Origin of the sequence: Priestia megaterium (assembly GCF_023824195.1) — a bacterium.
Classification (GTDB): Bacteria; Bacillota; Bacilli; order Bacillales; family Bacillaceae_H; genus Priestia; species Priestia megaterium_D.
On record NZ_CP085442.1, the window covers coordinates 4,558,497 to 4,580,515 of the forward strand.

At 39.1% G+C, this 22,019-nt stretch carries 18 protein-coding genes; 1 reads left to right on the forward strand and 17 read right to left on the reverse strand.

Annotated features, from left to right (window positions below):
- Positions 1–9: 9 nt before the first annotated feature.
- From ysxE to hemA, 8 genes are all read right to left on the reverse strand, one after another.
- Complete coding sequence (gene ysxE / locus LIS78_RS23700) at positions 10–1,059, reverse strand: spore coat protein YsxE (RefSeq protein WP_252284423.1); 1,050 nt, start codon at positions 1,057–1,059, stop codon at positions 10–12.
- A 77-nt stretch (positions 1,060–1,136) separates the two neighbouring features.
- Entirely contained in the window at positions 1,137–2,303 is a 1,167-nt protein-coding gene (gene spoVID / locus LIS78_RS23705; protein WP_252284424.1) for a stage VI sporulation protein D, read from the reverse strand.
- 147 nt (positions 2,304–2,450) lie between these two features.
- Positions 2,451–3,740 carry a glutamate-1-semialdehyde 2,1-aminomutase gene (gene hemL / locus LIS78_RS23710; RefSeq protein ID WP_013059357.1) on the reverse strand — a complete coding sequence of 430 codons (1,290 nt, stop codon included), beginning with the start codon at positions 3,738–3,740 and terminating at the stop codon, positions 2,451–2,453.
- Between the two features lie 16 nt (positions 3,741–3,756).
- A complete protein-coding gene (gene hemB, locus LIS78_RS23715) occupies positions 3,757–4,737 on the reverse strand; it encodes a porphobilinogen synthase (protein WP_014458109.1) in 981 nt (326 codons plus the stop codon).
- A gap of 17 nt (positions 4,738–4,754) precedes the next feature.
- Positions 4,755–5,528 (reverse strand): uroporphyrinogen-III synthase, encoded by a 774-nt coding sequence (locus tag LIS78_RS23720; protein WP_252284425.1) that lies wholly within the window; start codon positions 5,526–5,528, stop codon positions 4,755–4,757.
- Positions 5,528–6,460, reverse strand: a complete 933-nt coding sequence (hemC, locus tag LIS78_RS23725) for a hydroxymethylbilane synthase (protein WP_116073817.1) — start codon at positions 6,458–6,460, stop codon at positions 5,528–5,530. The genes LIS78_RS23720 and hemC overlap by 1 nt, the downstream gene beginning before the upstream one ends.
- Positions 6,461–6,473: 13 nt before the next feature.
- The gene (locus tag LIS78_RS23730; protein WP_013059361.1) at positions 6,474–7,307 is read right to left on the reverse strand and encodes a cytochrome C assembly family protein; all 834 of its coding nucleotides are present in this window, start codon (positions 7,305–7,307) and stop codon (positions 6,474–6,476) included.
- Positions 7,308–7,321: 14 nt separating this feature from the next.
- On the reverse strand, positions 7,322–8,662 hold the full coding sequence (hemA, locus tag LIS78_RS23735; RefSeq protein WP_097824644.1) for a glutamyl-tRNA reductase: 1,341 nt from the start codon (positions 8,660–8,662) through the stop codon (positions 7,322–7,324).
- Positions 8,663–8,991: 329 nt separating this feature from the next.
- On the opposite strand from hemA, the gene LIS78_RS23740 reads away from it, so the two are divergent.
- Positions 8,992–9,477 carry a LiaF transmembrane domain-containing protein gene (locus LIS78_RS23740; protein ID WP_013059363.1) on the forward strand — a complete coding sequence of 162 codons (486 nt, stop codon included), beginning with the start codon at positions 8,992–8,994 and terminating at the stop codon, positions 9,475–9,477.
- A gap of 93 nt (positions 9,478–9,570) precedes the next feature.
- Here the strand turns inward: LIS78_RS23740 and yihA are convergent, their stop codons facing one another.
- From yihA to leuB, 9 genes are all read right to left on the reverse strand, one after another.
- The gene (yihA, locus tag LIS78_RS23745; protein WP_013059364.1) at positions 9,571–10,158 is read right to left on the reverse strand and encodes a ribosome biogenesis GTP-binding protein YihA/YsxC; all 588 of its coding nucleotides are present in this window, start codon (positions 10,156–10,158) and stop codon (positions 9,571–9,573) included.
- Complete coding sequence (gene lon, locus LIS78_RS23750; protein WP_252284426.1) at positions 10,155–12,479, reverse strand: endopeptidase La; 2,325 nt, start codon at positions 12,477–12,479, stop codon at positions 10,155–10,157. Before lon ends, yihA begins: the two co-directional genes overlap by 4 nt.
- A gap of 259 nt (positions 12,480–12,738) precedes the next feature.
- The gene (gene lonB / locus LIS78_RS23755) at positions 12,739–14,406 is read right to left on the reverse strand and encodes an ATP-dependent protease LonB (RefSeq protein WP_252284427.1); all 1,668 of its coding nucleotides are present in this window, start codon (positions 14,404–14,406) and stop codon (positions 12,739–12,741) included.
- 153 nt (positions 14,407–14,559) lie between these two features.
- Positions 14,560–15,825 carry an ATP-dependent protease ATP-binding subunit ClpX gene (clpX, locus tag LIS78_RS23760; RefSeq protein ID WP_013059367.1) on the reverse strand — a complete coding sequence of 422 codons (1,266 nt, stop codon included), beginning with the start codon at positions 15,823–15,825 and terminating at the stop codon, positions 14,560–14,562.
- 384 nt (positions 15,826–16,209) lie between these two features.
- Entirely contained in the window at positions 16,210–17,496 is a 1,287-nt protein-coding gene (tig, locus tag LIS78_RS23765; RefSeq protein ID WP_252284428.1) for a trigger factor, read from the reverse strand.
- Positions 17,497–17,717: 221 nt separating this feature from the next.
- Positions 17,718–18,719: a tetratricopeptide repeat protein gene (locus tag LIS78_RS23770; RefSeq protein WP_252284429.1), complete on the reverse strand. Its 1,002-nt coding sequence runs from the start codon at positions 18,717–18,719 to the stop codon at positions 17,718–17,720.
- A 101-nt stretch (positions 18,720–18,820) separates the two neighbouring features.
- A complete protein-coding gene (gene leuD / locus LIS78_RS23775; protein ID WP_195781783.1) occupies positions 18,821–19,411 on the reverse strand; it encodes a 3-isopropylmalate dehydratase small subunit in 591 nt (196 codons plus the stop codon).
- 14 nt (positions 19,412–19,425) lie between these two features.
- A complete protein-coding gene (gene leuC / locus LIS78_RS23780) occupies positions 19,426–20,841 on the reverse strand; it encodes a 3-isopropylmalate dehydratase large subunit (RefSeq protein WP_013059371.1) in 1,416 nt (471 codons plus the stop codon).
- A gap of 58 nt (positions 20,842–20,899) precedes the next feature.
- Positions 20,900–22,009 (reverse strand): 3-isopropylmalate dehydrogenase, encoded by a 1,110-nt coding sequence (gene leuB / locus LIS78_RS23785; RefSeq protein ID WP_013059372.1) that lies wholly within the window; start codon positions 22,007–22,009, stop codon positions 20,900–20,902.
- Positions 22,010–22,019 lie beyond the last annotated feature (10 nt).

Below are 22,019 nucleotides of genomic sequence, written 5' to 3' on the forward strand. Positions count from 1 at the left end.
ACCCAAGCGCTATTCGTTCGCTTGGGCTTGTGCAGCTGCTTCCGCTGCCATTTTTTTTTGCTGATCTACTTCAAATATTTTAATATTCAGCTGTTCAATATTTTTCGTCAGCCAGTATGCTCGAATAAATGATTGCATATGTTCAAGCTCCGTTTTACTTTCTTTATGATGCCTATATTGAACGATACACTGATACAGGGGTTCTGGAAACGCCAAATAACTGTGCAAAAGCAGCCGTTCCTCTTCTCTGAGAGCAAAATGTTTTTCATACGTACTAAACCACTCATAGCTATCATAGGTAGTTACTGGGTATGTGCGAAGAGTACGGAAATAAAATGAGACCAAATCATAAATTGGCGAAGCATCTTTTGCATGTTCAAAATTAATAAAAAAACCATTTCCCCGTTCGTCATAGATAAAATGTTTAGCCGATAGCTTTCCGTGAGAAGTAACCAGCCGGATCTTTTCCTTTTCTTCCATTTCATCGTTCCACTGATCGAGCTTTCCAAAACCAAATTCAAGCGCTCTCGTCATTTCGTAATAAAATGTACAGTAATGCAATTCAAAAGGGGACATATAAACTTTCTTCTCGCATTCTACTACGTATTGCTTCAGCTCTTCCTGACGTTTTTCCCACGTTTCTTTCATCGATGTATAATGATTTTCTATATCTTCTTTTTTTACTTCTACTTCCTGCGCCGAAGCACCGTGAAGCTTAGCAAGCTCTTGAAACAATTTATGATATCGAATGTCACGCTCTTCGGTTGGATTATTTGGGAGCCACGGCATTAAGTAATACGAGCCGCTTTCATCTGAAACAATGGGCTGAGAACGTTTCGTTTGATAAATAGGGACAAAGCCCATCCATCCTTTTTGATACATGTTCTGCAGCTTTTGAATGAAGTTCTGATTTCGTTCTTGATGATTCGTCATTTCTTTAAGCGCAAACACGCCGGTTTTCGTATAGACTTTTTTTACTTTTCCGTAGTCTTCGATAAAGTCAACATCTAAGTCATATTCTTTTAACAATACTTTGTAGTCTGCTACTGTCCGCTGCATCTATATTCTCCTTCCTCGTAAAAAATAAAGAAAACAGTTAAGACATTATATGCGTCAAAACTGTTTTCTTTCCGACTTTAACGAACGGGAATATTTAAGATGCTTCCTTCTTCCAGTTCATATTCATCTTCTAAATTATTCACCCGTAAAATATTTTGCACATTCGTCTTATAGCGGTCTGCTATCGTATCAAGCGAATCTCCGTCTTGAACAATACAAAGCTTCCACGTTGAAAAAGCTTCTTCTTCCCGCGAAAAGAGCTTTGTTAAATAAAGGGCGTTTTCATTTCGTCCGCTTTCATTTTCTTCTTTACGAAATTCAACAATAATTTTTTCCTCTTCTTGCTCAGCTTCTTCTTGCTCAGCCTCTTGTTGAACGTCAGCATACGTATTCAATTCACTAGCTTGCGATTCTTCTAAACTTTCTTGCTCTTGACGAAGCTGAAACAACTCAATCACGTTGTCTTCTCTTTCTTCCTCGATTTGTGCCTCTTTTTTCACTTCGACTTCAAATGGTTCATATGCTTCCTCTTCATATTCCACGACCGGCTCAGCACGAGATTCTTTTTTAAATACAGATGAAAAATAACTAGGGGGCTCTTCTGAATGATCTTCTTCAATAGCCTCTGCCTCTAAAAGTGCGGGAGCTTCACGATAGCTTACGTCAAACTCTTGTTCCTCTTGTTCCTCTTGTTCCTCTTGTTCCTCTTCTTCTTGAGCAAAGTTTTCAGTATATGCCTCTTCAGCGTCGTCCACTTCTTCATAGGAGACGATGTGCTGTTCCTCCGAAAACTCTTCCTCTTCTTCTCGTTCTTCATGCTGTTCTCCGTACAATCCTGTGATGGACAAGTCAGCCATTAGCTGCAGCTGATTTGTACCTGGCAATTCATAATCAAATAAATCAATAGATACATATACGTCTTCAATACTTTGAATACGATTTTTAGGAATGGTAATATCAACAGGAAATTGATGTGATAATTCAGCCGTTCCGTCTTCACGGACAGAGATAGATTGCACTTGATTCTCATTTGTATATTCGCGTAACGAGTGCTCTCCCTCGTACGTTTCGTATTCACCTGTTAATTGTAATGCTCCTCGAATAGACACGTATTGGTCATATTCTTGAATAGATACTTGAGGCTCTAAGGAGATAGACAAAAGTTGTGAGACTTCCTGTCCTTTTTGAAACCATACTGATTCTTCTACGGAAAAACGCAGACATGATAAATTATCCTGCGACAAATTGTTCTCCCCCTTCCAACACCCGCCAGGTAATAGCGCGGTCATTAAAGATGTATGAACAAATAAATTAAAATATGTCTTTAAAACTAAAAAAGCTTACGGAATCCTCCGTAAGCTTTGATATAAAAGTCAATCTTATTTAGCTGTTTATCCACGTAACTTCGAAAAAGCTTTTTCAGCTGCTGCAATTGTATGTTCAATGTCTGCATCTGTATGAGAAGTTGATAAAAACATTCCTTCGAATTGAGAAGGAGGTAAAAACACGCCTTCATTAGCCATTTCACGATAGTAAGCTGCAAAATAATCTAAATTCGATGTTTTCGCTGTTTCGTAATTTATTACTTGTTCGTTTGTAAAGAAGAAACCGATCATTGAACCAGCTCGGTTTACGGTAAACGGCACATCATATTTTTCAGCTGCTGCCATCAATCCTTCTTCTAATCGATCTGCTTTACGAATGAACTCATCGTAGGATTGAGGTGTCAGCTGCGTTAATGTCTCGTATCCAGCTGTCATCGCAAGCGGATTACCTGATAATGTACCTGCTTGATAAATCGGGCCGCTTGGTGCAACTCGCTCCATAATTTCAGCTTTACCACCGTAAGCACCTACTGGTAAACCACCACCGATTACTTTTCCTAAGCAAGTTAAGTCAGGCGTAATGTTATAGTAGCCCTGTGCACAGTTGTACGCTACGCGGAACCCTGTCATTACTTCATCAAAAATGAGCAGTGAGCCATATTCTGATGTGATATCACGAAGCCCTTGTAAGAAACCTGGCTGAGGCGGTACCACACCCATATTTCCTGCTACCGGTTCAACGATTACTCCGGCAATGTCATCTCCGAATTCTTTAAAAGCATATTGTACGCTTTCTAAATCGTTGTACGGCACTGTAATCGTGTTTTTAGCGATTCCTTCAGGCACTCCCGGGCTATCTGGTAGGCCTAATGTTGCAACGCCTGAGCCAGCTTTAATTAGAAGAGAGTCACCGTGCCCATGGTAACAGCCTTCAAATTTTAAAATTTTGTTGCGGCCCGTATAGCCACGTGCTAAACGCAGTGCGCTCATCGTTGCTTCCGTACCTGAACTCACCATACGGACGATTTCGATTGAAGGAACGCGCTCAATAACAACCTTAGCAAGCTCATTTTCAATTAATGTTGGTGCACCAAAGCTTGTACCAGATTCCGTTACTTTTTTTACTGCTTCAACTACTTGATCGTTGGAATGTCCGTGAATTAAAGGTCCCCATGATAAGACGTAGTCAATATATTTGTTGCCGTCAATATCGTAAATCGTAGCGCCTTTTCCTCGTTCCATAAAAATAGGATCCATATCTACTGATTTAAATGCACGAACAGGACTGTTTACTCCACCCGGCATTAATTGCTGCGCTTCTAAAAAAGCTGCTTTTGACTTTTCATAACTTCTCATGTGTAAGCCTCCTTAATTACTTGTCAGATAACCAGCGTGCTGCGTCTTTAGCATGATACGTTACAATTAAATCCGCTCCTGCACGCTTCATACTAATTAATTTTTCAAGAACAATCTCTTTTTCATTTACCCAGCCGTTTTGAGCTGCCGCTTTAATCATCGAATATTCACCGCTCACATTATAAGCCACTACCGGTAAATTAAACGTGTTTTTTACATCGCGCATAATATCTAAATAAGATAGAGCTGGTTTTACAATTAAGAAATCTGCTCCTTCTTCTACATCAGATTCTGCTTCTCGAAGTGCTTCTAAGCGATTGGCTGGGTCCATTTGATATGTTTTACGGTCTCCAAATTGAGGAGAAGAATGCGCTGCATCGCGGAATGGTCCGTAAAAAGCAGATGCATATTTAACAGCATAAGACATCACAGGCACATCTTCAAATCCAGCTTCGTCTAGACCGTGGCGAATAGCTGCCACGAAACCGTCCATCATGTTTGAAGGCGCAATAATATCCGCTCCTGCTTTAGCTTGACTAACCGCTGTACGCGCTAATAAGTCAAGGCTAGGATCGTTTAAGATTTTTCCGTCTTCAATTACACCACAGTGGCCATGATCTGTGTATTGACATAAGCATGTATCTGCGATAACAACAAAGTCTGGAAAATTTTCTTTAATTTGACGAATACCTTTTTGGACAATTCCATGGTCATGGTATGCCTGTGAACCGACTGCATCTTTTTCAGCGGGAACACCAAATACCATAGCTGACTTGATTCCTAAATCGACTAACTCTTGGATTTCATCATTCAAGTAGTCTAAAGAAATTTGATCCACACCTGGCATTGATTTTACAGCATTTCTTTTTTGTTCACCTTCTACAATAAAAATAGGATATATAAAGTCTTCAGGATGTAAATGTGTTTCACGTACAAGCGCACGCATATTTACAGAATTACGAAGACGACGATGACGTGTAAATTGTAAATCTTTCATGTTAAAATCCTCCTTTATTATTCAAAACAACTAACCAACATATCTATCATACCATTTATCGTGTATGTGTTAGGAACAAGATGCTTAATTCCATATTCGCTCGCTGTCTGACTCGTAATAGGACCGATGCAAACAACTTTGGTTCTATTTATAAGCTCAAGCCAATTCGGAATATCTTTAACTGACTCGACAAAAAATCTCACTGTAGAAGAACTTGTAAAAGTAATAGCATCAATTCCTATTTCTAAATGTTGCTTAACCAAGCGTTCAGAGTCTTGATTTCGAATGGTCTGATATACAACTAAATCCGTTACCTCACACTCTTTTAACCCATCTTTTAAAACAGAGCGGGCTAATTGTCCTCGTACAAGGAGAACTCGCTCGTGATGTGACACATTTGCTTTTAACGACTCAAGAAGTGATTCCGCAACGTATTCTTGTGGAACAAGTTGCACATTAAGATCGTGTTTTTCTAGCAATTTTGCGGTTTTTTCTCCAACCGCGGCCACTTTTAATCTTTTTAAAGCACTCCAACTGATATTTAACTCTTTTAGCCATTCAAAGAAAAAAGAAATGCCGTTTTGACTTGTAAAAACAATCCAATCAAAACAGTCAATCGACAGCAGGACATCTTCCACTTCTTTTTCATTGTTAGAACGTGCGAACGTGAGGACTGGTAAGCTTAAAGGTATGCCTCCAAGCTTTTTAATCTGTGCTGCAAATGAATGAGCCTGCTTCGCTTCTCTTGTAATCAAAACTTTTTTCAAAAAAAGAGGAGCCTCATGACTCATTATTTGTCCAGCTCCTCTTTTACACGGTCAATTAAAAGCTTAGCTCCTTGAGATGTTAAGCGCTCAGCAGCTTCTGAACCGATAGCAATGGGGTCTTTTCCCGTAATGTGCTCTTTGTAAATCGTTTTGCCATCAGGAGACGCGACTAGCGACGTTAGCTCAATGTTTCCGCCGTCCAATATACGCCCATAACCCGCAATCGGCACTTGGCATCCGCCTTCCATCTCTTTTAAAAATACGCGTTCAGCTCTAACAGCACGAGCCGTTTCATCATGATTTAGAGCTTGAAGAAGCGATAATAATTCATGGTCATTTTCTCGGCATTCGATAGCTAAAGCTCCTTGTCCCACAGCGGGAACGCTTATTTCCGGCTCTAGGTACTGAGTGACCGTATCTTTCGACCAGCCCATACGAGATAACCCTGCAGCTGCCAAGATAATCGCATCGTAATCTTCATTTTTTAATTTCTCTAGGCGTGTGTCGATATTTCCTCGAATCCATTTAATTTCGATATCTGAACGCATAGATAGAAGCTGTGCCCCTCGACGCAAGCTGCTTGTCCCAATCACAGCACCGCTTGGTAGCTCCTCAAATCGCTCACCATTTTTTGAAATAAGCGCATCACGATGATCTTCTCGTAAAGGAATACATCCAATCGTTAATCCTTCTGGCAAAACAGCCGGCATATCTTTCATACTATGAACGGCCATATCAATTTCTTTATCTAACATGGCTTGTTCAATTTCTTTTACAAAAAGACCTTTACCGCCTACTTTGGACAGCGTTACATTTAAAATTTGGTCCCCTTTTGTAACCATTTCTTTAATTTCAAACTCAAAAGGAAGACCTTGTTTTTTTAACTGTTCAATGACCCACTTGGTCTGTGTTAACGCAAGTTTGCTTCGACGAGAGCCGACAATAATTTTTCGCATGTTGTCCTCCTAATTACGAACCCCAAAAGTGAAAATTCGATAAACTGCCAAATAAAAAGAAATTAATAAGTAAGACTAAGAACAATCCAATATTCCACATCGCGATTGCCTTTCCTTGAATACCTCTACGCAGTCTAGCATACAAGTAAGCGCTGTATGCAACGAACATTAAAAATGAACCTAACACTTTTGTATCGTACCAATGAAAATCTACGTATTTAATATAAGCCCATATGATTCCTAAGATTAACGAAAGCAATAACAGCGGTACACCAATTAAAATTAATACATAGGACATGTAATCTAGCTTTGTTAAATCTTCAATTCTTAGCAAGCGCTTGCCCCATTTCTTCTTTTTCAATAAATTATACTGAACAAGATACAGAGCGGAAAAAACAAAAGAGACTGAAAAAGCGCCGTAAGATAAAATAGCCATGGTAATATGAATGATTAATAATTCTGACACAAGGCGCTCCGACTGGACAGCAGTGTATGTTTCAAGTGGAGCAAACGTATGAATAGCCATAATTAAGAAACCAATCACATTTGTAAAAAACACCATAAAATCAACGCGGAACAGGCGATTAATCACAAGTGAAAGAGTAATTAACACCCACGCGTAAAAATACAGCCCCTCAGAAACGGTAAGAATAGGAAACCTTCCCGTCTCAAACATTCGTAAAATTAAAAAGGCTGTTTGCAAAACCCACACAATAGAAAGTAACCAGAAGGCTATCGAGTTTGCCTTCCGGTTATTTTGTACAAAATCAATAAAATATAATAAAACGCTCACCGCGTATAAAATCACAATCAATTCATAGATTCTGGTTAATTCCATATCAACCATTATTCAATCCTCACTTAAGACTGATAAGCTACTGAATGAGACGTAATCGATGTATGAAGCTGCTCTTCTTTTTCTTTTTGCAAAGCAACTTCCTGTTCAATATTAAAAATCTTCATGAACAGCTCTAAAGACTCTTCAGCATGTTTCTCTCCAGCCAATTCTTTCGCGTGTAAAATTGGATCGCGAAGAAGTTGATTAATTATACTTTTTGTATGTTTATTTAAAACTTTGCGCTCACGCTCAGATAAATCTGGGAGCTTACGATCAATGCTTTTCATCGTTTCAGCTTGAATGGTAAGTGCTTTTTGACGAAGTGCAGAAATAACAGGCACAACGCCTAATGTACCAAGCCAAGACTTGAAAGCAACAATTTCAGCTTCAAGCATAATTCCAATTTCATCCGCAGCTTTTTGACGCTCTTGCAAATTGGATTCTACAATCCCGTTTAAATCGTCGATATCATATAAAAAGACCGTCTCTAGCTCATCTAGTTCTGGATCTAAGTCACGCGGAACGGCGATGTCTACCATAAACAATGGACGACCTTTACGCGTACGCTCGGCTTCACTCATCATTTGTTTCGTTACTACATAGTCATTAGCTCCTGTTGAACTAATTAAGATATCTGCTTCGCTTAAAGCATGTTGAAGATCAGCAAATGGTTTGGCTTCTCCAGAAAAACGGTTTGCTAGCTCCTGTGCCTTTTCAAATGTTCGATTCACTACCGTTACTTTTTTAGCTCCGCTGCCATATAAATTCTGTACGGCAAGCTGACCCATTTTTCCCGCACCAAGAATCAATACATGTTTGGATGATAAGTCTCCAAAAATCTTTTTAGCAAGCTCTACGGCTGCATAGCTGACAGAAACTGCATTCGCACCAATTTCTGTTTCATGATGAGCTTTTTTTGCTAATGTCACAGCTTGTTTAAACAGCTGATTAAAAACCGTTCCAATTGTTTCTTCTTCTTGAGCAAGCAAAAAGCTTGAACGCACTTGTCCAAGAATTTGTGTTTCACCAATCACCATTGAATCTAATCCACATGCTACTCGGTATAAATGTTCGATGGCTCCATCATTTTCATAGATGGTTAAATAAGGCGAAAACTCTTCTTTATCTATTCCGAACCATTCAGCTAAAAATGCTTTTACATAATAACGGCCCGTGTGTAATTGATCAACAACAGCATAAATTTCCGTACGATTGCATGTTGAAACAATGATGTTTTCCAAAATACTTTTTTGGCCGCTTAACGTTTTCATGGCAGATGCTAGTTCTTGCTCATTAAAACTAAGCTTTTCTCTTATTTCAACAGGGGCTGTTCGAAAGTTTAAGCCGACTGCTATAATATGCATTTGTACATACCCCCTATAATTGAAATGTGCTTATTTATCCGAATTTGACGGGCAGTAACCCCTAAATTTCCAAAGAGCTACAGTGAGATAACTGCCCGTAAAATCCGGCGTTCTTCATTCTACTATTCGTAAAAAACGGCGGACATTACACAGATGTAAGCTTCGCCTTATCTCTAACTATTATAACATGTTCTGTAAGTCATTCGAAAAAAAAATGTGAACAGTCTTTGAAAACATGTGTTAAGATATTAACTGTTATTCCGTAATAAATTGTATCAAAAAAGCAGCGTTTTATCACGTTTTCTGTTTTGAAACACCTGGAGGTTACTATGAAAAAGCAATCAATGTTTTTTGGTGTCTTACTAGTTGGATTTGGAATCTTTTTCTTACTGAATGAACTACATATGAGCATTGCAGCAAAGGTATACACGTGGCCTGTACTGTTAATTTTAATAGGAGCAGCACTGTTAACTGAGTCTGCTTTATCTCAAGATCATTCAAACTTGCTTGCAAGCTACATATTAATCACTTTAGGTATTCATTTCTATGTAAGTGAACAAATTCCCTTTTGGCCTACGAATATTAGCATGGTCGTTTTTATGGTGGCCATTAGCTTTTTACTCAGTGCTAGAAAAGCCAAATCAGGCTTTTTCCAAGGCGGCACCCTTTTAATTATTGCCATTTTAATGATGTTTTCAGACCGTCTTAAACTATTTTTGCCAAAAGTTGAAGACGGCGTAAATTATTTAACAACCTTCTGGCCTATTTTATTGTTACTAGTTGGGCTATATTTATTATTTTTCAAACGAAAGTAATCTATGTAAACAAGTTAAAAAAATGGAACGTTTGACTCACTTCCTGTTAGAGTGATGATAAACGTTCCATTTTTTTAGCTTCTATTCCTTTGTTTAGTGAGTCATGCGATACTGCAAAGATTTCCACGCTTTATCTTTTCCTTCACCTGTTTCAGATGAGAAATGAATTAATTCATCATTTGGATCTAAATCCAGCGTTTCTCTCACTACTTTTAAGTGCTTTTGCCATTTTCCTTTAGGAATTTTATCAGCTTTCGTCGCAATAACCATAACGGGAAGGTCATGGTGCTTCAAAAACTCATACATCATAACGTCATCCTTTGAAGGGGCATGGCGCAGATCAACAATCATTAACACAGCTTTAAGCTGCTCACGATTTGTTAAATACGTTTCAATCATTTTCCCCCATGCTTCACGCTCTTTTTTAGACACTTTTGCAAATCCGTAGCCAGGTACGTCTACAAAGTGAAGGATTTCATTAATTAAAAAGAAGTTAAGCGTTTGAGTTTTTCCAGGCTTAGACGACGTACGCGCTAAGCTTTTGCGATTAAGCATCTTATTAATAAAAGATGATTTTCCTACATTTGAACGGCCTGCTAACGCAAACTCTGGCAGGTTTTCTTTAGGATATTGTTCAGGGCGTACGGCACTGATGACAATATCGGCTTGAGTTACTTTCATTTTACCTCTCCTACTAGCGCATGTTCCAATACTTGGTCCACATGTGACACAAGAACGATGTCTAATTCCTCTTGTACACTGTCAGGGATATCTTCAATATCACGTTCATTATCATGAGGGATTAATATTTTAGTTAATCCGGCACGATGTGCACTAAGTGATTTTTCTTTTAAACCACCGATTGGTAATACGCGACCTCTTAGTGTAATTTCTCCTGTCATTCCTACTTCTCTACGCACTGGTTTACCCGTTAGTGCTGATACTAGAGCAGTGGCAATGGTAATTCCTGCAGAAGGTCCATCCTTTGGTACAGCTCCTTCTGGAACATGGATGTGAATATCATGTTTTTCATAAAACTTTTCATCAATTCCTAGTTTCTCTGCATTTGAACGCACGTAGCTAAATGCTGCCTGAGCTGATTCTTTCATCACGTCTCCAAGCTTTCCGGTTAGCACTAGTCTTCCTTTACCAGGGGACAAGCTTACTTCAATGGCTAGCGTGTCTCCTCCTACAGTTGTGTAAGCAAGACCTGTAGCAACGCCGACTTGATCTTCCGTCTCAGCCTGTCCGTAACGGAACCTAGGCTTACCAAGGAATTCTTCAAGCGTTTTGGCCGTCACCACCACGCGCTTTTTCTCACCAGAGACTACGATACGAGCTGCTTTTCGACAAATTGAAGCAATTTCGCGTTCAAGGTTACGAACACCCGCTTCTCTCGTATATAAACGGATGATTGCTGTTAACGCGTCATCGCGAATCTGCAAATTGCCCTTTTGCAATCCGTGATTTTCTAGCTGGCGCAGCAATAGGTGACGCTTCGCGATTTCAAGCTTTTCCAGCTCCGTGTAACCAGCAATTTGAATAATTTCCATTCGATCGCGCAGCGGCCCCGGAATTGTAGCTAAGTTATTAGCTGTAGCCACGAACATCACTTTTGATAAATCATACGTTTCTTCTATATAGTGATCGCTGAAATTATGGTTTTGTTCAGGATCCAATACTTCTAACAAAGCAGAAGACGGGTCTCCTCGGAAATCATTTGACATTTTATCGATTTCATCAAGCAGAAATACCGGATTAATCGTTCCTGCTTTTTTCATTCCTTGAATAATGCGTCCAGGCATAGCTCCCACGTAAGTGCGACGATGACCGCGGATTTCAGACTCATCTCTCACGCCACCTAGAGATACTCGTACAAAATGACGATCTAGAGACGTAGCAATTGAACGGGCTAGGGATGTTTTCCCTACGCCAGGAGGTCCTGCTAAACATAAAATAGGGCCTTTAAGAGATTTTGTCAACTGCTGCACAGCTAGATATTCTAATACGCGTTCCTTCACTTTTTCAAGGCCATAATGCTCATCGTTCAGCACTTGTTCAGCATTATGAATATTGAGCGTATCTTCCGTTTCATTTGTCCAAGGTAGCGCAATCAACCACTCGATATAATTTCGAATGACTGAGCTTTCAGCGGAGGTAGCAGGAATTTTTTCATAGCGATCCAATTCTTTAAACGCCACTTGTTTGACATGGTCAGTCATCCCACTTGCTTCAATTTTTTCGCGAAGTGTTGCTACTTCTCCCGTCTTTCCTTCTTTGTCTCCAAGCTCTTTTTGAATCGCCTTCATTTGCTCACGAAGATAATACTCTTTCTGAGTGCGTTCCATTGATTTCTTTACACGCTGTCCAATTTTTTTCTCCAGCTGCAAAACTTCTTGCTCGTCTTGAATATGAGAAATGATCGTATTTAATCTTTCTTTCACATCAGTTATTTCTAAAATTTCTTGTTTAAGCTGAATTTTTATTGGTAAATGAGAGGCTACAATATCCGCTAATCTTCCTGGTTCTTCAATGTCGCTTACGGTTGAAAGAGTTTCAACGGACACCTTTTTGGAAAGTTTTATGTATTGTTCGAAATAGTCTAAAAGCGTGCGCATCAGCGCTTTATCTTCTACATCAACCTGATGTTCTTCGTTTTGCTTTTCCACGTGCACAACAAAATATTCTTCGCTGTCTTCAAATTCTGTAACGGTTACGCGATTTAGTCCTTCTACTAAGACGCGCATCGTTCCATTCGGCAGCTTTAGCATTTGTTTAATTTTTGCTAACGTACCGGTTCTATATAAATCCTCGTTTGTTGGTTCATCGATACCCATGTCTTTTTGTGATACTAAACAAACTAAGTGATCATCCATCATTGCTTTTTCTAATGCTTGCACAGATTTATCTCGCCCAACATCTAGGTGAAGCACCATTGTCGGATAGACGATCAAACCTCGTAAAGGCAATAGCGGCATTGTCAATTTTTCTTTTTCTGCCATGCAATGAACACCTCCAATGCTCGTCAATTAAAGTATGTAAAGTGTGAATTCTTTTAACAATTTTATCTTATTTATATACACATGTCTAACAATAGTAATTACTAATTGTATCATGAGAAAGAATTAAAAGGCAAAATATATCTTTTTAAGCTCTTTTCATAAAAAAACGCCTTTTTCGTTGGTTGTGTATAAAGATTTTATACGCGAAAAAGGCGATGAATATTCATCTGACCATTAATTTTTAATTATCATGATAGAATTAACTAGATTCTCTATTTGAAATAGCTGAATCTACCGACAAATGTGCAACATGCTCATGTACAGACAATAGCGCTTGTTCAAACACCTCTGTTAAATGATGGACAGGAATAATATCGATACCTTTTACCTTTTCTACCATTGTATTCATATTTTCCTTTGGCACAATCACCGTCTGAACTCCCGCTTGTTTTGCTGCCTTGATTTTTGGAATCACACCGCCAATTGGCTTCACGTTGCCGTGCAGACCAATTTCTCCTGTCATTGCTACCGTATGTTTAATTGGCACTTCATAAATCGCTGAGTAGATCCCTGTTGCCATAGCAATACCAGCAGAAGGTCCATCAATTGGCACGCCTCCCGGAAAGTTTACATGAATATCATACTCATCGGCTGGAACATCCATTGAGCGAAGAACAGTTATGACATTTTCAATTGAGCTTTTAGCCATACTTTTACGGCGAATAGACTTCCCTTGAGTCCCTATACTTTCCTCTTCAACGATACCCGTAATAATAATGTTCCCTTTCTCTTTTGCAGGAATCGCTTTGACTTCAATTTCTAAAAGTGCTCCAGAGTTGGGCCCGTACACCGCTAATCCATTAATAAGTCCCACTTTTTCCTCATCCGCAATTTTCGGATCGTGTCTTGGAGATAGTTGACTAGAATGAACAATCCATTCAATATCTTCATTTTTAATGTCCGTTCGTTCCTCTGATATCGCTAATCCAGCCGCAATTTGCATCATATTAACCGTTTCACGTCCATTGCGTGCATATGTAGAAAACAGAGATAAACCTTCTTCTGATATATCCATTCTTACTTTATTTGCTGCTTTTTTTGCAACTGTAATAATTTCGTCGCGATCAAGCTCACGGAAAAATACCTCTACGCATCTGGAACGAATGGCAGGCGGAATTTCATTAGGCGTTCTAGTCGTCGCACCAATCAAACGAAAGTCTGCTGGCAAACCATTTTGAAAAATATCGTGAATATGTGTCGGGATTTGTGTGTTTTCTTCGCTGTAATAGGCGCTTTCCATAAACACTTTTCGATCTTCTAGAACCTTTAACAGCTTATTCATCTGAATAGGATGGAGCTCTCCAATTTCATCAATAAATAAAATTCCCCCGTGTGCATCTGTAACCGCTCCTTGTTTTGGCTGCGGAATTCCAGCTTGGCCCATGGCACCCGCTCCTTGGTAAATAGGATCATGAACAGACCCAATCAAAGGATCAGCAATGCCCCGCTCATCAAAACGCGCCGTAGTTGCATCTAACTCTACAAATACAGCCGATTGTTTGAAAGGTGATTTTTTATTCTTCTTGGCTTCTTCTAACACTAAACGTGCTGCTGCTGTTTTTCCTACTCCAGGCGGTCCGTATACAATCACGTGCTGTGGATTAGGGCCGCAAAGGGCCGCCTTTAGTGACCGAATTCCATCTTCTTGTCCGACAATATCGGAGAAGCTAGACGGCCTTACACGTTCGGCAAGCGGCTCAGTTAAAGAGATGGCTCTCATTTTCTGCAATTGCTCCATTTCTTTCTTTGAATCCCGGTCAATTGAGACTTTTTGCGTACGCTGATTGCGTAATAAATTCCAAAAATATAAGCCAATGATGATACCAAAAAAGAGTTGGACCATTAAGGCAATATTCGTCCAGTTCATAGATAAACCTCCTGCGCAGTTTAGTAAGATAATTATCAGTTATTATCTCCCTGCAGCAGTAGGAATAAACAAGATTCTAGTAAAAAGTAAAATTTAGTTGTCCTTCATCAGCATAAAAAAAGCCGGGTACTCAAATTGAGTACCTGGCTTTTTTTATGCTGATGTTTTGCTGCCTTCTTGAATGGTAGATCCGTCTTCTAATACGAACTTAGGAGCCGCTTGATCACGAACGGTTTCACCTGTAATAATACATTTTGTAATATCATCACGTGAAGGAAGATCAAACATTACATCTAACATAATACCTTCAATGATTGAACGTAAACCACGAGCACCTGTTTTACGCTCGATTGCTTTTTTAGAAATTTCTACTAAAGCCTCGTCTTCGAACTCAAGTTCAACGTCATCAAGTTCAAGCATTTTTTGATATTGTTTTACTAGTGCATTTTTCGGTTTTGTTAAAATCTCAACTAGCGCTTCTTCATCAAGAGGCACTAAGCTAGCAGTAACCGGTAAACGACCAATAAACTCTGGAATTAAACCAAATTTTAATAAATCTTCCGGTAATACTTTTGCTAGTAACTCTTTTTCTGTAAAGTCTTGTTGTTTTGTTTCTGAACCGAAACCAATTACTTTTTTACCTAGACGACGCTTAATAATAGGTTCGATTCCGTCAAATGCACCACCGCAAATAAATAAGATATTGGTTGTATCAATTTGAATAAATTCTTGATGAGGGTGTTTACGTCCACCTTGAGGAGGAACACTTGCTACAGTACCTTCTAAGATTTTAAGAAGAGCCTGCTGCACACCTTCACCTGATACATCACGTGTAATAGATGGGTTTTCAGACTTACGCGCTACTTTATCAATTTCATCGATGTAGATGATACCTTTTTCAGCTTTCTCCACATCGTAATCAGCTGATTGAATTAATTTTAATAAGATGTTTTCAACATCTTCTCCTACATAACCCGCTTCTGTTAGAGATGTTGCATCTGCAATCGCAAACGGTACGTTTAAAATACGAGCCAATGTTTGAGCTAGTAAAGTTTTACCGCTTCCTGTAGGTCCAATTAATGCAATATTACTTTTTGATAACTCAACGTCATCAATTTTACTGTTTGAATTGATTCGTTTGTAATGGTTGTATACTGCAACGGATAACGATTTTTTCGCATCCTCTTGACCAATTACATACTCATCTAAAATGTCACGAATTTCTTTTGGTTTTGGTACATCTTTAAATTCTACTTCTTCTTCTGTACCTAACTCTTCTTCTACGATTTCCGTGCAAAGTTCAATACATTCATCGCATATGTAAACACCTGGACCCGCAACTAACTTGCGTACTTGTTCTTGTGTTTTACCACAAAATGAGCATTTTAACTGCCCTTTCTCATCGTTAAATTTAAACATAATTTTCACCCCTTGTAGTATTTACTAAAGTGCTCGAAGCTGATTTCTATCCGCGCTATAGCCCAACAACATGGACAACTCATCTATTTGTAGGTAAATGCCCCTCTTTATCACATAGTAAAAGCGCTATGAAAAGATTTGTATTGCATTTTACCATACATTTTCTTGAATAGATACTAAAACGTTTTATGTATATGTTGTTGATGAGCATAACAGAATGGAGATCTGCTATTATATAGTGTCCTCTTATTGGGCCTATTTCATAACCACGGATTTCAAACAATGGGTTAAAGCTGCTTCTACGGTGTTGGTTATGATATAAAAAAACTATTGAAGTTTATAAAACAAGGCACGATCAAGTCGCGCCTTGTTTCTTACTTACTATTATGCAACAGCTTTGCTGTTTTCTACAAGAAATTCAACTGCTTTACGTACTTTCATGTCTTCTTTAATGCTATCAAGACTGCCAAGCACTTTCTTAATTTCTTCGACAGGCATGTTGTACATTCCTGCCATGTTTTCTAATTCTTTTTCTACTTCTTCTTCGCTTACTTCAAGATTTTCAGCTTTTGAAATAGCTTCTAGCGTTAAGTTGATTTTCACACGCTTTTCAGCATCCGGACGCATTTGGTCGCGAAGAGCTTTTTCATCTTGACCTGAGAATTGGAAGTAAAGTTCAAGGTTAAGACCTTGCATTTGTAAACGTTGTTCAAACTCTTGCATCATACGATCCATTTCAGTATTGAACATTGCTTCTGGAATTTCTACTTCAGCATTTTCAGCAGCTTTTTCTACTAAAGTGTCGCGAAGAGCTGATTCCGCTTGATTCTCTTTATCGCTTTGTAATTTTTCTTTTGTTTTTGCTTTTAACGCTTCTAAAGTTTCTACTTCTTCATCTACGTCTTTTGCAAACTCATCGTCTAAAGCTGGAAGCTCTTTAGATTTGATTTCGTGTAATTTCACTTTGAATTTAGCAGCCTTACCAGCTAGCTCTTCAGCGTGATACTCTTCAGGGAATGTTACTTCCACTTCTTTTTCAGCGCCTACTTCAAGACCAACTAGTTGCTCTTCAAAGCCAGGGATGAATGTGTTAGAACCGATTTCTAAAGAATAGTTTTCGCCTTTTCCGCCTTCGAATGCTTCGCCATCAACGAAACCTTCAAAGTCGATTACAGCTGTATCACCTTCAGCTACAGCTCCTTCTTCTTTAACAACTAGTTCAGCGTGACGCTCTTGAAGTGTTTTTAATTCAGCTTCAACGTCTTCATCTGTTACAGTTGTATCTACTTTTTCTACTTCTAAGTTTTTGTATTCGCCTAATTTAACTTCAGGTTTAACAGTTACTTTAGCAGTGAAAACTAGAGGTTGTCCTTTTTCGATTGTTTCAACATCGATTTCTGGACGATCAACCGGCTCGATACCAGCTTCAACAATTGCATTGCTGTAAGCTTCAGGTAATAAGATGTCTAGTGCATCTTGGTATAAAGATTCTACGCCAAAACGTTTTTCGAAAAGTGGACGAGGCATTTTACCTTTACGGAACCCTGGTACGTTTACTTGTTTTACAACTTTTGTGAATGCTTTATCTAAGGCTTTATCAAACTCAGCAGCTTCAACTTCTACTGTTAAAACGCCTTGATTTCCTTCTTGTTTTTCCCATTTTGCAGACATGAATGTTTCCCTCCAAAATCATTTTAAGTAGTGATTTCTAAATTAGATAATGCAGATAGCCTATCAGTTCAAACATCAATCATTATCTATTTAACTCCCTATTACTTTAAAGTAAGTAGGAATGTAATGTAAAGATGAAATTCTACTATACGTATTTAAGTGCATTTTACAACCATTATATTATAACATACAACAATGACGTTTCAACTAAACACCACATTTTATATAAAAGAAATTTCTTCAATTTCTTTTAGCTCTTTAATTGCCTTTCTTAATTCAGCTGCGGAGAAACTTCCGTCTTCCTCTGCTACAGCTGCATCTGACTCTTCTCCTTGCATCATCAGACTAACAGCATACACCGCTTCTGTCCAAAGTTTTACATTATCACCCGGTAAAAACGGAAATGTAATAAATAAATGACGCTGCCATATCTCAACGGCAACCTGCAGCAGTGTAGGATTTTCATGCTCCAGCTTTTCCGTCAGCTTCGCTTCTACTTGCTCGGCAAACAAATACGGTGTTGTTCGTTGAAGCTGAAGCGCATTTACTTTTTTCGTCTCTCCAAACTTAGTAATCATAAAATCAATGTCTACTTCTTCTTCCATGACTGTTTTTAAAGCGACTGTTTTTACGATAGGGTGAACAGCTTCGGATGAAAATAGCTGTTCCAGAAAGAAGCGCTGCTTTTCAATTCTCTTTGTTTTTAATGAATGAACCCATTCAAGCTGATCTTGAATATTGTCTAGAGCTGTGAATGATTTAAACTGCTCTAGCTGTTCTTCTTCTGTTTGTTCTTCTATGACTTGTTCTTGATTCATTCTATTCTTGCAGAACTCCAATAGCTGATAAAGCTGTTCAGCATGTTCAGAAGGAAGTTTGTGTTCTTGAATAACTGCTTGTAGAGTGACATATCCTTCATGATAGTGACCAAGCTGAATTAACACCATGAGGTACATTTGCAAATTATGATAATAATCGCCAATATCTTCTTTCAGCATTTGCTCACATAATTCCTTAGCTATGCCTGCATCACCGAGCTCCACGTAACAAATAACAAGGCCAAGCAAAATTTCATGATGCTTATTATCAAGTTCGTAGGCCTGCTCAAATAAAGGAAGTGCTTCTTGAAATTGCTTGTGCTGCATATGATCTGTAGCTTTTTCAACCAACCGTTCTTTTAATAGAGGAAAAGCTACAATTTTGTTTTGTTGTTCATTCGACATGTTTTCTCCCCACTTCGCGGTCCATTTGCTTTACAGTTTAGCAATTCGATTAACGGAACGCAAAAAAATCGAGCAAAATCATAATTTTGCTCGATTTTTGGTTAATATCTTACCGTTTTTGCTTCATAAGCAGAAATGTCGTCTTCAAAAGAAAGCGTATAGCCAATTTCATCATATCCGTTAACAAGCATATATTTCCAATGGCCATTGATATCAAACGTACGTTCAAAACCTGCTTCATCGGTAATTTTTTGCTGATGAAGATCGATTGTACAGGCGTAAGAAGCACTTTGAGACTCTTTCATTAAATAGGAAACATCTTCTTTTGGTAAAACAATAGGTAAAATACCATTTTTTAGACAGTTTTGTTTAAAAATATCCGCAAATGAAGGTGCGATAATGGCACGAAACCCGTAGTCTAAAAGCGCCCATGGAGCGTGTTCACGTGACGAACCACATCCGAAGTTCTCGTCAGCTACAAGAATTGTTGCTCCTTGATTTTGAGGCTGATTTAATTCAAACGTTTCATTTAACGTTTCATCTTCATTATATCGCCAATCAAAAAATAGAAATTGGCCAAAGCCAGTACGCTCAATTCTTTTCAAAAATTGCTTTGGGATAATTTGATCAGTATCTACGTTTGCTCGGTCGAGACCTGCTACTTTCCCTGCATGGATTGTAAAAGCATTCATCTGTGTTCTCCTCCTTATCGCACCGCTTGTTCTTGTAGTTTGCGTACATCAACAAAATGTCCATATACCGCTGCCGCTGCTGCCATTACCGGGCTTACTAAATGCGTTCTGGCGCCTTTTCCCTGACGTCCTTCAAAATTGCGGTTAGAAGTGGACGCACAGTGTTCGCCTTGTGGAACTAAGTCAGAGTTCATGCCTAGACACATGCTGCAGCCTGAGTCTCTCCAATCAAAACCTGCTTCAATAAAAATAGCAGATAATCCTTCTTCTTCAGCCACTCGCTTTACTTTTTGAGAACCTGGTACAATTATCGCTCGCACATCTGGTGACACTTTCTTTCCTTTAATAAAGGCTGCCACGTCACGAAGATCAGACAAACGAGCATTTGTACATGAACCGATAAATACATGCTGAACTGGAATCTCTTCTATTGCCATGCCAGGCTGTAAGCCCATATACTCAAGTGCTCGTGACAAAGACTTTCTCTCAGCTTCTGTTTTACACTCTTCTAATGTAGGAACTTGCTTGCTAACATAAGAACTCATCGCCGGGTTTGTTCCCCATGTTACAACAGGTTCAATTGTATCTGCATCAATTTCCAGCGTTTCATCGTATGTTGCACCTTCATCTGTTGCTAAAGCTGCCCAAGCTTCCACTGCTTTTTCAAACTGTTCTCCTTTAGGAGCATACTGACGTCCTTTAATATAAGAGAAAGTGACATCGTCTGGACTGATTAAACCAGCTTTTGCACCGGCTTCAATAGACATATTACAAATGGTCATGCGCTCTTCCATTGAAAGATCGCGAATACATTCGCCCGTAAATTCCACGATTGAACCCGTTCCAAAATTCACACCGAATTTTTGAATTATTGCTAACACAATGTCCTTAGCATAAACGCCAGGCTGCTTTTTGCCATTTACTTTCACTTGTAGCGTTTTTGGTTTCGCTTGCCATAGCGTTTGTGTTGCTAAAACATGCTCTACCTCACTAGTTCCTATACCAAAAGCAAGTGCTCCAAATGCACCGTGAGTAGATGTATGACTATCTCCGCACACAATGGTTTTTCCAGGCTGAGTTAATCCTAATTCCGGTCCAATGATATGCACAATTCCTTGCTCTTCACTTGTTAAATCTAAAAGCTTCACACCAAACTCATGACAGTTTTCGGATAGTTTGTCTACTTGTTTCTTTGCAATCGGATCTTTAATATTAAAACGGTCAACCGTTGGAATGTTGTGGTCCATTGTAGCAAACGTTAAGTCTGGACGCTTCACTTGGCGATTTGCCACGCGAAGACCTTCAAATGCTTGAGGGGAAGTTACTTCATGAATAAGATGAAGATCGATATATAATAAGTCCGGCTTCCCCTCTTCTCGACGTACAACATGTTGTTCCCAAAGCTTATCAATAATTGTTTTTGGTTTCATACTGCTCCTCCTTTCTGATTATGAAAAACGTTTCTCACAAAACGTGAGAAACGCATGATTAACTGTAAGCTGTCATAATGCTTGAAATGGCAGAATCATTGGCAATTACCGCAGTTATCGCCTCCACCATTTTATCGGTACCTAAATAATGATTACCGTCTGCTAAGTCAGCTGTTCGATGACCTGCATGTAATACACTTTCAACCGCTTGTTCAATCACTGCTGCTTCTTTTTCTAACCCAAATGAATGTCTAAGCAACATTGCTGCAGATAAAATAGCAGCAATCGGATTAGCTTTGTTTTGACCAGCAATATCTGGTGCAGAACCGTGAACCGGTTCGTATAAAGATGGACCATCAGCCGTTAAGCTCGCAGATGGCAACATTCCTAACGATCCTGTCAGCATAGAAGCCTCATCACTTAAAATATCACCAAACATATTTTCAGTTACCACTACATCAAAATACTTCGGATTACGAATTAACTGCATAGCAGCTGAATCTACAAGCATATGCTCAAGCTCTACATCCGGGTAGTCTTTTGCTACTTCTTCAGCTACTTCACGCCACACTCGACTAGACTCAAGCACATTCGCTTTATCAACAGACGTTACTTTTTTACGTCGATTTACAGCCGTGTCAAATGCTTGGCGAATAATTCTTTCTATTTCTGTACGCTTATAAAATAATGTGTCGACAACTGTTTCTTCATTTCCTTCTGTTCGGCGCTCGCTAGGCTTACCAAAATATAAGCCTCCTGTTAGCTCACGGACGATAATGAAGTCGACACCTTCAATGTATTCTTTTTTCAGAGGAGAGGCATCCGCTAAGCTATCATAAAACGTCACCGGACGAAGATTAGCATATAAATCCAGTTCTTTTCGAATAGCTAGCAAACCTTTTTCCGGTCGCAAATGTGAAGGGTTACGATCCCATTTTGGCCCTCCAACCGATCCAAGTAATACAGCATCCGCCTGCTTACAAGTCTCAATTGTACTTTCTGGAAGAGGTGTGCCCGCCTCATCAATTGCAGCTCCGCCAATTAGTCCATACGTAAACTCAAATTGATGATCAAAGCGCTCTCCAATTGCTTTTAAAACGGCAACAGCGCCTTTGGTTACTTCTGTTCCTACGCCGTCACCCGGTAATACAGCGACTTTTTTTGTCATGGTGGTCTCT